At 53.1% G+C, this 14,980-nt stretch carries 15 protein-coding genes; 7 read left to right on the top strand and 8 right to left on the bottom strand.

Going from position 1 to position 14,980, the window contains the following annotated elements:
- Position 1: 1 nt before the first annotated feature.
- Together kefB and kefG are read right to left on the bottom strand one after the other, a co-directional pair.
- Positions 2-1,807, bottom strand: a complete 1,806-nt coding sequence (gene kefB, locus RGV86_RS14705) for a glutathione-regulated potassium-efflux system protein KefB (protein WP_085461318.1) — start codon at positions 1,805-1,807, stop codon at positions 2-4.
- The gene (gene kefG / locus RGV86_RS14700) at positions 1,807-2,358 is read right to left on the bottom strand and encodes a glutathione-regulated potassium-efflux system ancillary protein KefG (protein WP_001411441.1); all 552 of its coding nucleotides are present in this window, start codon (positions 2,356-2,358) and stop codon (positions 1,807-1,809) included. The genes kefB and kefG overlap by 1 nt, the downstream gene beginning before the upstream one ends.
- A 130-nt stretch (positions 2,359-2,488) precedes the next feature.
- Between kefG and RGV86_RS14695 the strand changes: the two genes are divergently transcribed.
- The 4 genes from RGV86_RS14695 to RGV86_RS14680 are packed head-to-tail and all read left to right on the top strand — an operon-like array spanning position 2,489 to position 6,559.
- A complete protein-coding gene (locus RGV86_RS14695) occupies positions 2,489-4,402 on the top strand; it encodes an ABC transporter ATP-binding protein (protein ID WP_085461319.1) in 1,914 nt (637 codons plus the stop codon).
- Entirely contained in the window at positions 4,402-5,424 is a 1,023-nt protein-coding gene (locus RGV86_RS14690; protein ID WP_085461320.1) for a hydrolase, read from the top strand. Before RGV86_RS14695 ends, RGV86_RS14690 begins: the two co-directional genes overlap by 1 nt.
- On the top strand, positions 5,418-5,636 hold the full coding sequence (locus RGV86_RS14685) for a YheU family protein (protein ID WP_000907085.1): 219 nt from the start codon (positions 5,418-5,420) through the stop codon (positions 5,634-5,636). Before RGV86_RS14690 ends, RGV86_RS14685 begins: the two co-directional genes overlap by 7 nt.
- 53 nt (positions 5,637-5,689) lie before the next feature.
- Positions 5,690-6,559, top strand: coding sequence for a phosphoribulokinase (locus tag RGV86_RS14680; protein WP_001274699.1), 870 nt, complete (start codon positions 5,690-5,692; stop codon positions 6,557-6,559).
- Positions 6,560-6,613: 54 nt separating this feature from the next.
- Here the strand turns inward: RGV86_RS14680 and RGV86_RS14675 are convergent, their stop codons facing one another.
- Positions 6,614-7,018 (bottom strand): OsmC family protein, encoded by a 405-nt coding sequence (locus tag RGV86_RS14675; protein WP_001148908.1) that lies wholly within the window; start codon positions 7,016-7,018, stop codon positions 6,614-6,616.
- A 301-nt stretch (positions 7,019-7,319) separates the two neighbouring features.
- On the opposite strand from RGV86_RS14675, the gene crp reads away from it, so the two are divergent.
- Together crp and RGV86_RS14665 are read left to right on the top strand one after the other, a co-directional pair.
- The gene (gene crp, locus RGV86_RS14670) at positions 7,320-7,952 is read left to right on the top strand and encodes a cAMP-activated global transcriptional regulator CRP (RefSeq protein WP_000242755.1); all 633 of its coding nucleotides are present in this window, start codon (positions 7,320-7,322) and stop codon (positions 7,950-7,952) included.
- A 50-nt stretch (positions 7,953-8,002) separates the two neighbouring features.
- On the top strand, positions 8,003-10,093 hold the full coding sequence (locus RGV86_RS14665) for a YccS/YhfK family putative transporter (RefSeq protein WP_123056747.1): 2,091 nt from the start codon (positions 8,003-8,005) through the stop codon (positions 10,091-10,093).
- 92 nt (positions 10,094-10,185) lie between these two features.
- Here RGV86_RS14665 and argD read toward each other — a convergent pair whose 3' ends face one another.
- The 5 genes from argD to ppiA form a co-directional block, all read right to left on the bottom strand.
- Positions 10,186-11,406 carry a bifunctional acetylornithine/succinyldiaminopimelate transaminase gene (argD, locus tag RGV86_RS14660; protein WP_085461322.1) on the bottom strand — a complete coding sequence of 407 codons (1,221 nt, stop codon included), beginning with the start codon at positions 11,404-11,406 and terminating at the stop codon, positions 10,186-10,188.
- An 85-nt stretch (positions 11,407-11,491) separates the two neighbouring features.
- Positions 11,492-12,055, bottom strand: a complete 564-nt coding sequence (gene pabA / locus RGV86_RS14655; RefSeq protein WP_000601866.1) for an aminodeoxychorismate synthase component 2 — start codon at positions 12,053-12,055, stop codon at positions 11,492-11,494.
- Between the two features lie 31 nt (positions 12,056-12,086).
- Entirely contained in the window at positions 12,087-12,689 is a 603-nt protein-coding gene (locus RGV86_RS14650) for a putative adenosine monophosphate-protein transferase Fic (protein ID WP_001280620.1), read from the bottom strand.
- The gene (locus tag RGV86_RS14645; RefSeq protein WP_000736864.1) at positions 12,679-12,846 is read right to left on the bottom strand and encodes a YhfG family protein; all 168 of its coding nucleotides are present in this window, start codon (positions 12,844-12,846) and stop codon (positions 12,679-12,681) included. The genes RGV86_RS14650 and RGV86_RS14645 overlap by 11 nt, the downstream gene beginning before the upstream one ends.
- A 104-nt stretch (positions 12,847-12,950) precedes the next feature.
- A complete protein-coding gene (ppiA, locus tag RGV86_RS14640) occupies positions 12,951-13,523 on the bottom strand; it encodes a peptidylprolyl isomerase A (protein WP_000477233.1) in 573 nt (190 codons plus the stop codon).
- Between the two features lie 269 nt (positions 13,524-13,792).
- On the opposite strand from ppiA, the gene tsgA reads away from it, so the two are divergent.
- Complete coding sequence (gene tsgA / locus RGV86_RS14635; protein ID WP_000185241.1) at positions 13,793-14,974, top strand: MFS transporter TsgA; 1,182 nt, start codon at positions 13,793-13,795, stop codon at positions 14,972-14,974.
- Positions 14,975-14,980 lie beyond the last annotated feature (6 nt).

The following is a 14,980-nucleotide window of genomic DNA, read 5'->3' as shown; positions in this document are numbered from 1 at the left end:
TCTACTCAAATTCATCCCAGCCATCCATTTGGCGTCGTTCTTGTTGCATTTCACGCTGGAAAATCTCTTCCAGTTCGCGTCGGGCTTCCCTGGCGCGAGAAATTTGTACGGTATCAGCGTGCATCGGGATAAGTTCCCGCAGCATTCGCATATCCAGGCGACGAAAATGCAGCTGCGCCCGCTGTGCCTGATGCGGATGCATGCCAAGCGTGACCAGCGTCTTGCGCCCCAGCTCTAACGCACTGGAGAATGTTTCACGGGAAAACTGTGTCACCCCTGCTTGTAATAACTCATGTGCTTCGACACGTCCGCGCGCTCGCGCAAGAATATGCAAATGCGGGAAGTGCTGCTGGCATATTTCCACCAGCTTCATGGTGTCTTCCGGCTCGTTACAGGTAATGACGATAGACTCAGCGGCCTCTGCACCCGCAGAACGTAAAAGATCTACCTGCGTAGCGTCGCCGTAATAAACTTTGTAGCCATATTTGCGCATCAGGTTCACGGCGCTGATGTCCCGCTCCAGCACGGTAATGCGCATTTTATTCGCCATCAGTAAACGACCAATCACCTGACCAAAACGCCCAAAGCCCACGACAATGACCTGCGGTTTATCATCGTTGACCCACGGTTTTTCATCCTCTTCTTCCGTTCCGTTAAACTGGCGGGATAGCCATTTATCCACCAGCTTCATCAGCAGCGGCGTGGTCATCATGGAAAGCGTGACCGTCACCAGTAACAGCGCCATCTGGTCGCCCTGGAATAAGCGTTGTGAAGAAGCGGTAGAAAAGAGCACAAAGGCAAATTCACCGCCCTGGCTCAGCACGCCAGCAAACTGCATCCGCTCAGAACTGCGCACGCCATACAGGCGCGCTAACAGATACAGCACAAGAATTTTCACCGCCACCAGCACGACCACGCTTATCACTACCCACAACAGATGGGTATAAAGCACCCCGAGGTTTAGCGACATCCCGACGGAGATAAAAAATAGCCCGAGCAGTAAGCCTTTAAACGGATCGATAGCCGTTTCCAGTTCATGGCGATATTCACTTTCCGCCAGCAGCACGCCCGCAATAAACGTACCGAGCGCCATCGACAGCCCCAGCGCATCCATAAACAATGCGGAACCCAGCACCAGCAGCAGCGTCGCGGCGGTGAACACTTCCCGCACGCCAGAAGCTGCAATAAAACGGAATACCGGACGCAGTAAATAGCGCCCGCCAATCAGCATGCCGACAAACGCCAGCACCTTCATGCCGATCTTCATCCAGTCGAAATGTTCGTCTGCCGACCCCGCCAACAACGGCACTAACGCCAGTGCCGGGATCACCGCCAGATCCTGAAACAGCAGTACCGAGAAACCTAACTGGCCGGATTCGCTGCGATTCATCCCTTTCTCACGCATCAGTTGCAGTGCCATTGCGGTTGAGGACATCGCAAGGCCAATGCCACCCACCACCGCCGCCTGCCAGGCGAAATCCGTCAGCATCAATAATCCCGCCAGCAACGCCGCGCTTAACAGTACTTGTGCCGCGCCTACGCCAAAAATCGAGCGTCGCAATTGCCAAAGCTTGGAGGGATTCAACTCCAGCCCAATGATAAACATCAGGAACACCACGCCGAGTTCCGAAAAGTGGAGGATCTCATCGACGTCGCTAATAAACCCAAGCCCCCATGGGCCAATCGCAATCCCTGCCAGCAAATATCCCAACACAGCGCCAATACCCAGCCGCGATGCCAGCGGCACCGCAGCCACCGCCGCGAAGAGAAACAGCACTCCCGCGAGTAAAAAATCGGAACCTTCCATCAGCGGCCTCCTGGGGGCAGTGGATTTGCCAGCCAGTCGCCGTAGGCTCTGGCGTGACTCGCCAGCTCCTGTGCGCTTTGCCGTCTCGCCCAGTAAATAATAATGGGGCTTAACCAATGCATCCGGCACATGCCCGCCGCCAGTTCAAAGGGGCGCAGAACATCGCTCATCGGGTAGCGATTCAACGCGTCATAACGGTAAGCACTTTCCGGCTCGCCAGTGGTGATCACGCTACGCCAGTACTTTCCCGCCAGTTGGTTTCCCCCCGGCCCGCTGGCAAAACCACGGCTTAATACCCGGTCCAGCCACTCTTTCAGTAGCGCCGGGCAGCTATAGGTATAAAGAGGATGCTGAAAGACAATCACCTCGTGCTCGCGCAGTAATGCCTGCTCACGGGGGATATCAATAAAAAAATCGGGATAGTGCGCGTAAAGGTCGTGCACGGTAACATTGCTGAGCTGCGTGGCCGGTTTAAGCAGTACCCGGTTTGCCACCGAGTCCTGAGATTCCGGATGGGCATACAGCAGCAAAACTTTCGCTGGCTGAGACATCATCCCCCTCCCGGTATGGTTTTTGTGTATAGTCGCTGTTTTGGGCTACCATTGCGCCCGGTGCGGCAGCTCGCCCATACATTACATTATCATAATGATAAGTTAACATAGTCTGAACATACGGCGCCTTATGATTGTTTTCTCCTCGTTACAAATTCGTCGCGGCGTGCGCGTCCTGCTGGATAATGCCACCGCCACCATCAACCCTGGGCAGAAAGTCGGCCTGGTGGGTAAAAACGGCTGCGGTAAATCTACCCTGCTGGCATTGCTGAAAAATGAAATCAGCGCCGACGGCGGCAGCTACACCTTTCCGGGAAGCTGGCAACTGGCGTGGGTGAATCAGGAAACGCCGGCGCTACCGCAACCTGCGCTGGAATATGTCATTGATGGCGACCGCGAATATCGCCAACTGGAAGCGCAGCTGCACGACGCCAACGAACGTAACGACGGGCACGCCATCGCCACCATTCATGGCAAGCTGGATGCTATCGACGCGTGGAGTATTCGCTCCCGCGCCGCCAGCCTGCTGCACGGCCTCGGTTTCAGCAACGAACAACTGGAGCGCCCGGTGAGTGATTTCTCCGGTGGCTGGCGTATGCGTCTTAACCTCGCCCAGGCGCTGATTTGCCGTTCAGACTTGCTGCTGCTCGACGAACCGACTAACCACCTCGATCTTGATGCCGTTATCTGGCTGGAAAAATGGTTGAAGAGCTATCAGGGCACGCTGATCCTGATCTCTCACGACCGCGACTTCCTCGATCCGATCGTCGATAAAATTATTCATATCGAACAGCAAAGCATGTTCGAGTACACAGGTAACTACAGCTCGTTTGAAGTGCAGCGCGCCACCCGCCTGGCGCAGCAACAGGCAATGTACGAAAGCCAACAAGAACGTGTAGCGCATCTGCAAAGCTATATCGACCGTTTCCGTGCCAAAGCCACTAAAGCGAAGCAGGCACAGAGCCGCATTAAGATGCTTGAGCGCATGGAGCTGATTGCCCCCGCGCACGTCGATAACCCGTTCCGCTTTAGCTTCCGCGCGCCGGAAAGCCTGCCTAATCCGTTGTTGAAGATGGAAAAAGTCAGTGCGGGCTATGGCGATCGCATTATTCTCGACTCGATAAAACTGAATCTGGTGCCGGGTTCGCGCATTGGTCTGTTAGGCCGAAACGGCGCGGGTAAATCGACATTAATCAAACTGTTAGCCGGTGAACTTGCGCCAGTCAGCGGAGAAATTGGCCTGGCGAAAGGGATCAAACTCGGCTACTTCGCCCAGCATCAACTGGAATACCTGCGCGCTGACGAATCGCCTATTCAGCATCTGGCGCGTTTAGCACCGCAGGAACTGGAGCAAAAACTGCGTGACTATCTCGGCGGTTTTGGTTTCCAGGGCGATAAAGTGACGGAAGAAACGCGCCGCTTCTCCGGTGGCGAAAAAGCGCGCCTGGTGCTGGCTTTAATTGTCTGGCAGCGCCCGAATCTGCTGCTGCTCGACGAACCGACCAACCACCTTGACCTCGACATGCGCCAGGCACTCACCGAAGCATTGATCGAGTTTGAAGGCGCGCTGGTTGTCGTCTCGCACGACCGTCATTTGCTGCGTTCCACCACTGACGATCTCTATCTGGTTCACGATCGTAAAGTCGAACCGTTCGACGGCGATCTGGAAGATTATCAACAGTGGTTAAGCGACGTACAAAAGCAGGAAAACCAGGCCGACGAAGCGCCAAAAGAGAACGCGAACAGCGCCCAGGCACGTAAAGATCAGAAGCGTCGGGAAGCAGAGTTGCGTGCGCAAACCCAGCCGCTGCGTAAAGAGATCGCCCGTCTGGAAAAAGAGATGGAGAAGCTGAACGCGCAACTGGCGCAGGCGGAAGAGAAACTTGGCGACAGCGAGCTGTATGACCAGAGCCGTAAAGCAGAACTGACCGCCTGCCTGCAACAACAAGCCAGCGCCAAATCCGGGCTGGAAGAGTGCGAAATGGCGTGGCTGGAAGCCCAGGAGCAACTGGAACAGATGCTGCTGGAAGGCCAAAGCAACTGATGGCGCAGATAACGACGACCGAGGCCAATGTATTCAGCAGCAGTGCTGAATTCACCCCTATGCGCGGTTTCAGCAATTGTCATCTCCAAACCATGCTGCCGCGTCTGTTTCGTCGTCAGGTGAAATTCATCCCGCACTGGCAGCGGCTGGAGTTGCCCGACGGAGACTTTGTCGATCTCGCGTGGAGTGAAGACCCCACACAAGCGAAGCATAAACCGCGTCTGGTGGTCTTCCACGGTCTCGAAGGCAGCCTCAATAGTCCTTATGCACATGGTCTGGTTGAGGCAGCGCAAAAGCGCGGCTGGCTGGGCGTGGTGATGCATTTTCGCGGGTGCAGCGGTGAACCAAACCGGATGCACCGCATTTACCATTCGGGCGAAACCGAAGATGCCAGTTGGTTTTTACGCTGGCTGCAACGCGAATTTGGTCATGCGCCAACGGCTGCCGTCGGCTATTCGCTCGGCGGTAATATGCTGGCCTGTTTGCTGGCCAAAGAAGGCAATGACCTCCCGATTGATGCGGCGGCGATTGTCTCTGCACCGTTTATGCTGGAAGCCTGTAGTTATCACATGGATAAAGGCTTCTCCCGCGTTTATCAGCGTTACTTGCTGAACTTGTTAAAAGCCAATGCTGCGCGCAAACTGGCGGCCTACCCCGGAACGCTGCCGATTAATCTCGCACAGTTGAAATCGGTACGCCGCATCCGCGAATTTGACGATCTAATCACCGCCAAAATTCACGGCTACGTCGACGCTATCGACTATTATCGTCAGTGTAGCGCCATGCCGATGCTCAATCGGATCGCCAAACCCACGCTGATTATTCACGCCAAAGACGATCCGTTTATGGATCATCAGGTGATCCCGAAACCGGAAAATCTCCCACCGCAAGTGGAGTATCAACTGACGGAACATGGCGGTCATGTTGGCTTTATTGGCGGTACATTACTTCATCCGCAAATGTGGCTGGAGTCACGCATTCCTGACTGGTTATCAACGTATCTGGAGGCGAAATCATGTTGATTCCGTGGCAAGACCTCTCCCCCGAAACGCTGGAAAATTTAATTGAAAGCTTTGTGTTACGCGAAGGCACCGATTATGGTGAACATGAGCGTACACTTGAACAGAAAGTCGCCGACGTCAAACGCCAGCTACAGTGCGGAGAAGCGGTGCTGGTATGGTCGGAGCTGCACGAAACGGTCAATATCATGCCGCGCAGTCAGTTTCGCGAATAACCTGCAACCGTCGGCGGACGAGATAATAATGATAGCTAAGTCATGGAGTTACTATGTCTGCCAAACATCCGGTCATTGCGGTAACAGGATCCAGCGGCGCGGGAACCACCACTACCAGCCTCGCGTTTCGAAAAATCTTCGCGCAGTTAAATCTGCGCTCAGCCGAGGTAGAAGGCGACAGTTTTCACCGTTACACCCGCCCGGAAATGGACATGGCGATCCGCAAAGCGCGCGACGCCGGGCGGCATATCAGTTACTTCGGCCCCGAAGCTAACGACTTCGGCCTGCTGGAACAAACCTTCATTGAATACGGCCTGAGCGGCAAAGGGAAATCTCGCAAATATCTGCATACCTACGACGAAGCCGTACCGTGGAATCAGGTGCCAGGTACGTTTACCCCGTGGCAGGCGCTGCCAGAACCCACCGATGTGCTGTTTTATGAAGGTTTGCACGGCGGCGTGGTCACACCACAACATAACGTCGCGCAGCATGTGGATTTACTGGTTGGTGTAGTGCCTATCGTTAACCTGGAGTGGATTCAAAAACTCATCCGCGACACCAGCGAGCGCGGGCACTCGCGAGAAGCGGTGATGGACTCGGTAGTTCGCTCAATGGAAGACTATATCAACTACATCACACCGCAGTTTTCTCGCACCCACATTAACTTCCAGCGCGTCCCCACCGTTGACACCTCAAACCCCTTCGCCGCAAAAGGCATCCCATCGCTGGATGAAAGCTTTGTGGTAATCCATTTTCGAAATCTGGAAGGAATCGATTTCCCCTGGCTGTTGGCGATGCTGCAAGGCTCGTTCATTTCCCACATCAATACATTAGTGGTGCCGGGCGGCAAAATGGGTCTGGCAATGGAGTTAATTATGCTGCCGCTGGTGCAACGACTGATGGAAGGGAAGAAAATCGAGTAACTCTGCTATTAAGCCGGATAAAATACTCTCCGGCTTCACAACGGGATAGTTAAATCACGCGGCAACCACTTCATACGAGTGAGTAATATTTACCGCTTTTTCCAGCATCAACGCGACTGAGCAATACTTCTCGGCTGAGAGATCAACCGCACGCGCAACCGCTGCATCCTTCAGGTCGCGACCGGTGACGATAAAATGCAGATTAATGTGCGTAAACAGGCGTGGTGCCTCTTCGCGGCGTTCAGAGGTCAATTTTACTTCACAATCGACCACATCCTGACGCCCTTTTTGCAGGATAGAAACCACATCAATGGCGCTGCAACCACCCGCCGCCATCAACACCATTTCCATCGGACTTGGCGCTTTATCGCCTGAGTTGCCGTCCATTAAAATCTGGTGACCAGAGGCGGATTCGCCCAGAAAGGTTAACCCTTCGACCCACTTCACACGCGCTTGCATAATCGAAACTCCATTGCGTCAATTTTCCTGACAGAGTACGCGTACTGACCAAATCGCGCAACGGAAGGCGACCTGGGTCATGCTGAAGCGAGACACCAGGAGACACAACGCGAAAGCTATGCTAAAACAGTCAGGATGCTACAGTAATACATTGATGTACTGCATGTATGTAAAGGACGTCACATTACCGTGCAGTTCAGTTGATAGCCCCTTCCCAGGTAGCGGGAAGCACATTTCGGCAATCCAGAGACAGCGGCGTTTTCTGGCTCTGGAGAAAGCTTATAACAGAGGATAACCGCGCATGGTGCTTGGCAAACCGCAAACAGACCCGACTCTCGAATGGTTCTTGTCTCATTGCCACATTCATAAGTACCCATCCAAGAGCACGCTTATTCACCAGGGTGAAAAAGCGGAAACGCTGTACTACATCGTTAAAGGCTCTGTGGCAGTGCTGATCAAAGACGAGGAGGGTAAAGAAATGATCCTCTCTTATCTGAATCAGGGTGATTTCATTGGCGAACTGGGCCTGTTTGAAGAAGGCCAGGAACGTAGCGCATGGGTACGTGCGAAAACCGCCTGTGAAGTGGCTGAAATTTCCTACAAAAAATTCCGCCAATTAATTCAGGTAAACCCGGATATTCTGATGCGTCTCTCCGCACAGATGGCACGTCGCCTGCAAGTCACTTCAGAGAAAGTGGGCAACCTGGCATTCCTCGATGTAACAGGCCGCATTGCACAGACTCTGCTGAACCTGGCAAAACAACCGGATGCCATGACTCACCCGGACGGTATGCAAATCAAAATTACCCGTCAGGAAATCGGTCAGATTGTCGGCTGTTCTCGTGAAACCGTGGGGCGCATTCTGAAGATGCTGGAAGATCAGAACCTGATCTCCGCACACGGTAAAACCATCGTCGTTTACGGCACTCGTTAATCCCGTCGGAGTGGCGCGTTACTGAGTAGCGCGCCATTTTGTTTAACCCGATGTGGCGCAGACTGATTTACCATCCTGATATCAACTATGCACTACGACAAACGCTGGTGCTATGTTTGCCCGTGGCCGTTGGTCTATTGCTTGGCGAATTAAGGCTTGGGCTGCTCTTTTCCCTCGTCCCCGCCTGTTGCAATATTGCGGGGCTTGATACGCCCCATAAACGCTTTTTCAAACGTTTAATTATTGGTGCGTCGCTGTTTGCCACGTGCAGCTTGCTAACACAACTGCTGCTGGAAAAAGATATCCCCCTGCCATTTCTGCTGACAGGGTTAACGTTGATACTTGGCGTTACTGCCGAGTTAGGGCCATTACACGCAAAATTACTTCCCGCATCGCTGCTGGCAGCTATTTTTACCTTAAGTCTGGCGGGATACATGCCCGTCTGGGAACCGTTGCTCATCTATGCGTTGGGTACACTCTGGTATGGGCTGTTTAACTGGTTTTGGTTCTGGCTCTGGCGCGAACAACCGCTACGCGAGTCACTTAGCCTGCTGTACCGTGAACTGGCAGATTATTGCGAAGCCAAATACAGCCTGCTTACCCAGCACACCGATCCTGAGAAAGCGTTGCCACCGCTGCTGGAACGCCAGCAAAAAGCGGTCGATTTAATTACCCAGTGCTATCAGCAAATGCATATGCTTTCCGCGCAAAATAATACCGATTACAAGCGGATGCTGCGCATTTTCCAGGAGGCGCTGGATTTACAGGAACACATCTCGGTCAGTTTGCATCAGCCAGAAGAGGTGCAAAAGCTGGTCGAGCGTAGCCATGCGGAGGAGGTTATCCGCTGGAATGCGCAAACCGTCGCCACTCGCCTGCGCGTGCTGGCTGATGACATTCTTTACCATCGCCTGCCGACGCGTTTTACGATGGATAAGCAAATTGGCGCACTGGAAAAAATCGCCCGCCAGCATCCGGATAACCCTGTAGGGCAATTCTGCTACTGGCATTTCAGCCGCATCGCCCGCGTGCTGCGAACGCAAAAACCACTCTATACCCGTGACTTACTGGCCGATAAACAGCGCCGAATGCCGTTACTCCCGGCGCTGAAAAGCTATCTTTCCCTGAAATCGCCAGCACTGCGTAATGCAGGACGACTGAGTGTGATGTTAAGCGTTGCCAGCCTGATGGGCACCGCGCTGCATCTGCCGAAATCCTATTGGATACTAATGACGGTATTGCTGGTGACGCAAAATGGTTATGGCGCGACTCGTCTGCGAATTGTGAATCGTTCTGTCGGAACCGTGGTTGGATTAATTATTGCTGGTGTTGCACTGCACTTTAAAATCCCTGAAGGTTACACCCTGACGCTGATGCTTTTCACCACGCTCGCCAGTTACCTGATATTGCGCAAAAACTACGGCTGGGCGACGGTCGGTTTTACCATTACCGCTGTATATACCCTGCAACTGTTATGGCTGAATGGCGAGCAGTACATCATCCCCCGTCTAATCGATACTATCATCGGTTGTCTGATTGCCTTCGGCGGCACAGTTTGGCTGTGGCCGCAGTGGCAGAGCGGCTTATTGCGCAAGAACGCCCATGATGCCTTAGAAACTTACCAGGAGGCCATTCGTCTGATCCTCAGTAAAGATCCGCAACCTACGCCACTAGCCTGGCAACGAATGCGGGTTAATCAGGCGCATAACACCTTGTATAACTCATTGAACCAGGCGATGCAGGAACCGGCGTTTAACAGCCATTATCTGGCAGATATGAAACTGTGGGTTACGCATAGTCAGTTTATTGTTGAGCATATTAATGCCATGACCACGCTGGCGCGGGAGCACCGGACATTGCCGCCGGAACTGGCGCAGGAGTATTTGCAGTCTTGTGAAATCGCTATTCAACGCTGTCAGCAGCGGCTGGAATATGATGAACCGGGGAGTTCTGGTGACGCCAATATCATAGACTCGCCAGAGATGCTGCCACACGAAGGCGCGTCTGGCACGCTGGAGCAGCATTTACAACGCGTTATTGGCCATCTGAATACAATGCACACCATTTCAGCGATGGCCTGGCGGCAGCGACCGCATCACGGGATTTGGTTGAGTCGGAAGTTACGGGATTCGAAGGCGTAATATCATTATTGCCAGAAGCAAACCGTAGGTCGGATTAGGCGTTCACGCCGCATCCGACATGCTTTGCCTGATGCGACGATGACACGTCTTATTTACGCCCCAATCACCTTCGCCACCGCGTGGGCGAAACGTTGCATCCCTTCATCGATATCCGCATCTTCCACCACCAGCGATGGTGCAAAACGCATCACATCCGGTCCGGCATTCAGCACCATTACGCCTGCCTCTGCGCCCGCATACAGGAAATCACGCGCCCGACCTTTGTACTGTGGCTTAAGCTCCGCGCCAATCAACAGCCCCATACCGCGAATATCGCTAAACACATCGTACTGCTGATCGATCTTCTGCAAATGGTCAACAAAACGCTGGCGTTTCGCCTGAATGCCTTCCAGCACTTCAGGGGTATTGATGATATCAAACGCCGCGCCCGCTACTGCACAGGCCAGAGGATTACCGCCGTAGGTGGAACCGTGAGAACCAGGATGAAACGCAGAAGCAATTTCCGCCGTGGTCAGCATGGCGCTAATCGGGAAGCCGCCGCCTAACGCTTTCGCAGAAGTCAGAATATCCGGCGTCACGCCGTAGTACATGTAAGCAAACAAATCGCCAGTCCGCCCCATCCCGCACTGCACTTCATCAAACACCAATAATGACTGATGTTGATCGCACAGCTCGCGCAAGCCCTGCAAAAACGCTGGCGTCGCTGCCGTCACACCGCCCTCGCCCTGGATCGGCTCAACCACCACCGCACAGGTGTGATCATCCATCACCGCTTTCACTGCGTGGAGATCGTTAAAGGGAACGTGGATGATGTCTGCCGGTTTTGGCCCAAAGCCGTCGGAATATTTTGGCTGCCCGCCTACCGAGACGGTAAACAGCGAGCGTCCATGAAAGGCGTTATGGAAGGCAATAATTTTGGTTTTGAACGGGCTATGGCGCACGCAAGCGTAATGACGCGCCAGTTTAAAGGCCGTTTCGTTGGCTTCCGTCCCGGAGTTCATAAACACCACGCGTTCGGCAAAGGTTGCCTCGATCAGCTTACGCCCAAGACGCAGCGCCGGTTCGTTGGTGAAAACGTTGCTGATATGCCATAGCGTTTCCCCCTGGGTTTTTAACGCTTCCACCAGCGCCGGATGGCAATGGCCTAATGCCGTAACCGCAATGCCACCCGCGAAATCGACGTACTCTTTGCCTTGCTGATCCCAGACTCGGCTGCCCTGACCTTTTACCGGAATAAACTCTGCCGGTGCATAAATCGGCAGGATCACTTCATCGAAAGTCGCGCGTGTAATTGCTGCTTGTTCAGTTGCCATCTCATGATCACCCTGTTACGCATAAATCAATGTGAAATTATAATCACAAAATATGCATAAAAAATCACTAGATAGCAACCAGAAATCAGCGATGCAGGAAATTCGCCAGCAATTGATGCCCCTGTTCGCTGAGAATGCTTTCCGGGTGGAACTGCACACCTTCAAGATCCCACTGGCGATGGCGAATCCCCATAATCTCGCGGGTTTCGCTCCAGGCAGTCACGTCAAAGCACGCTGGCAATGAGTCAGGTTCTACCACCAGCGAATGGTAGCGCGTCACGGTGAGTGGATTTGCCAGACCGCGAAATACCCCCTGGCCGTTATGCGTAATCGGTGAAGTTTTGCCGTGCATGACCTTTGCGGCGCGCACGACTTTGCCGCCAAAAGCCTGCGCCATCGCCTGATGACCGAGGCAGACGCCAAGAATCGGCAAGCGTCCGGCATAGTGACGAATAGTCTCAAGGGAGATCCCGGCTTCATTGGGCGTACAGGGGCCAGGTGAGATGACAATTTTCTGCGGTTTAAGGGCGTCGATATCCGCCAGCGTCAACGCATCGTTGCGCTTAACCAGCACATCCGCCCCCAGTTCACAAAAGTACTGGTAGAGGTTCCAGGTGAAAGAATCGTAGTTATCAATAAGCAGGATCATGGCGGCTCCGGTACGAAAGAACCGCGCTATTTTACTCAGATTCCCCGGCTTCGCTTACCACTTTGCTAAATATCGTCTGCAGCGCAGAGAGATCGCCCATAGCCCCGCTCTGATTTGCCTGATTCCAGGTCTCTTTTTCGATACCCTGCCAGCTCAGTTGATAGCCCGCATGAATAGCCAGTTGCTCGAAGAAGATCCGCTGTGCCAGGCCACTTCCCGCACGGAATGGATGCAGGACATTGATTTCACAATAGTAGTGCGCCAGTCGCTCGACGAACTTCGCTTTCTCAAGGCCGACCAGATAACCTTCTTCCTCCAGATCCTGCATCAGGGCATTGCCCTCTTTTTCGATATAAGCAAAGTGGCAGAACGGCGTATCCCCCTGATAAATATCGACTTCACGCAGTTGCCCCGCCCAGTCGAAAATATCCTGATACAGCTGGCGATGAATAGCGCGCAAATGCGGTAAACCACGCACCAACGGACCAAGCTCAATGGTCGCGGCACGCAGCGCCGTCATTTCGTAAGCCGCCTGCTCCAGCCGCTGCTGTTGGCGGATATCCAGCCGATTACGCATGATATCGAGGCCAGGATAGAGATACGGGTCGCGCCCTTCGCCGAATTTATCGCTCATAGTGCCTCCTTAGCTCTTCAAGGCGCACCAAAGCCTCAGCGGCAGTAAGAGTGACTAATGGCATCTCGACGCCTTCAAGACGGCGACTGGCCTGGAAATTACGATTACGCTGAAGCTCCCAGAGACGGGACTTTTGCTTATCGGTGAGTTTCTTCACTGGATGCCTCCCTGAACGTGTCCATTTGCCACAAGTATAAGCGGCAAATCCGGGTTACGCCGGAAGAGCAGATGCGCGGACAATTTTGCCCGCGCGAGAAATCGTTACGGCAGGACTTTAGCGGAAAGGATAACGACCGGCTTTGACGGCACATTCTGGTATGGACCAACGTCATGAGTCGGCACCTGGGAAATCTTATCGGCAACGTCCATACCTTTCACCACTTTACCAAAGACGGCGTAGCCGAAATCACGCTGACCGTGGTCAAGGAAGGCATTGTCGGCTACGTTGATAAAGAACTGACTGGTTGCGCTGTCTTTGTCCGCAGTTCGCGCCATAGCAATAGTGCCGCGCGTATTGCGCAGGCCGTTATCGGCTTCATTTTTGATTGGCGGGTTTGGTTTTTTCTGCTGCATCTGCTCGGTAAATCCGCCGCCCTGAATCATAAAGCCAGGGATAACGCGGTGAAAGGTGGTGTTGTTATAAAAACCACTGTTCACATAATCGACAAAGTTTTGCACTGATACCGGCGCTTTCTGGCTATCCAGCTCCAGTTCGATATTACCAGCAGAGGTTGTTAACAATACGTGCGGATCCCCTTTCGCTGCCATTGCTACGGGTGAGAGAGCAGAAAGAGCGAAAACAGCAGCCATCGCCGCCAGGGTCGATTTGAACATGAGATTTCCTTAACAAACAGAGCAGAAAAAAAGCAAGTGGAGAGATTCTAAATAGCCTTCAATGACAAGGCCATTCCTTTACCTAATTTTACGTACTTGAAATATATGTAACCTGATGATCACTTTTATTTCGTGATCAGAATCACTTTAACGTTTGCAAATTAGCAACCGTTTGCAATTAAATATTTAATCAGATCACAAAATCACCTAAAATCGCCCGCTCGCGGCATAGCCCGCTATGCCATTTTACTTTTGAACGCAGGCCAATCATGACTAACAGCAATCGCATCAAGCTCACATGGATTAGCTTTCTTTCCTACGCACTGACCGGTGCGTTGGTTATTGTCACCGGGATGGTGATGGGAAATATCGCCGATTATTTCAATCTGCCCGTTTCCAGTATGAGTAATACCTTCACCTTCCTCAACGCCGGCATTTTAATCTCTATCTTCCTCAACGCCTGGCTGATGGAAATCGTCCCGTTGAAAACGCAGTTACGTTTTGGCTTTCTCCTGATGGTGCTGGCGGTTGCCGGTTTGATGTTCAGCCACAGCCTGGCGCTGTTCTCGGCGGCGATGTTCATCCTTGGGGTGGTCAGCGGTATCACCATGTCGATTGGTACATTCCTGGTAACGCAAATGTATGAAGGGCGCCAGCGCGGTTCCCGTCTGCTGTTTACCGACTCCTTCTTCAGTATGGCCGGGATGATTTTCCCGATGATCGCCGCATTTCTGCTGGCGCGCAGCATTGAGTGGTACTGGGTTTATGCCTGCATCGGGTTGGTGTACGTCGCTATTTTTATTCTGACCTTCGGCTGTGAGTTCCCGGCGCTGGGCAAACATGCGCCAAAAGCTGACGCCCCGGTAGCGAAAGAAAAGTGGGGGATCGGCGTGCTGTTTCTCTCTATTGCTGCGCTGTGCTACATCCTCGGTCAGCTAGGTTTTATCTCCTGGGTGCCAGAGTACGCCAAAGGTCTGGGCATGAGCCTGAACGACGCGGGTACGCTGGTAAGCAACTTCTGGATGTCGTACATGGTCGGCATGTGGGCGTTCAGCTTTATTCTGCGTTTCTTTGACCTGCAACGTATTCTGACCGTGCTGGCAGGCCTGGCTGCGATTCTGATGTACGTCTTTAACACCGGAACACCAGCGCATATGGCATGGTCTATTCTTGCTCTGGGCTTCTTCTCCAGCGCAATCTATACCACCATCATCACTCTGGGTTCCCAGCAGACAAAAGTACCATCGCCAAAACTGGTTAACTTCGTACTCACCTGTGGAACCATCGGCACCATGCTGACCTTTGTGGTTACCGGTCCGATCGTAGAACATAGCGGTCCACAGGCGGCACTGCTCACTGCAAACGGTCTGTACGCTGTGGTATTCGTGATGTGCTTCCTGTTAGGTTTTGTCAGCCGTCACCGTCAGCACAACACCCTGACCTCTCATTAATTGCCA

This window comes from Escherichia ruysiae, assembly GCF_031323975.1.
GTDB lineage: Bacteria > Pseudomonadota > Gammaproteobacteria > Enterobacterales > Enterobacteriaceae > Escherichia > Escherichia ruysiae.
Note: the sequence above shows the minus strand (reverse complement) of the source record. Positions and strands in the feature narration are given on the sequence as shown.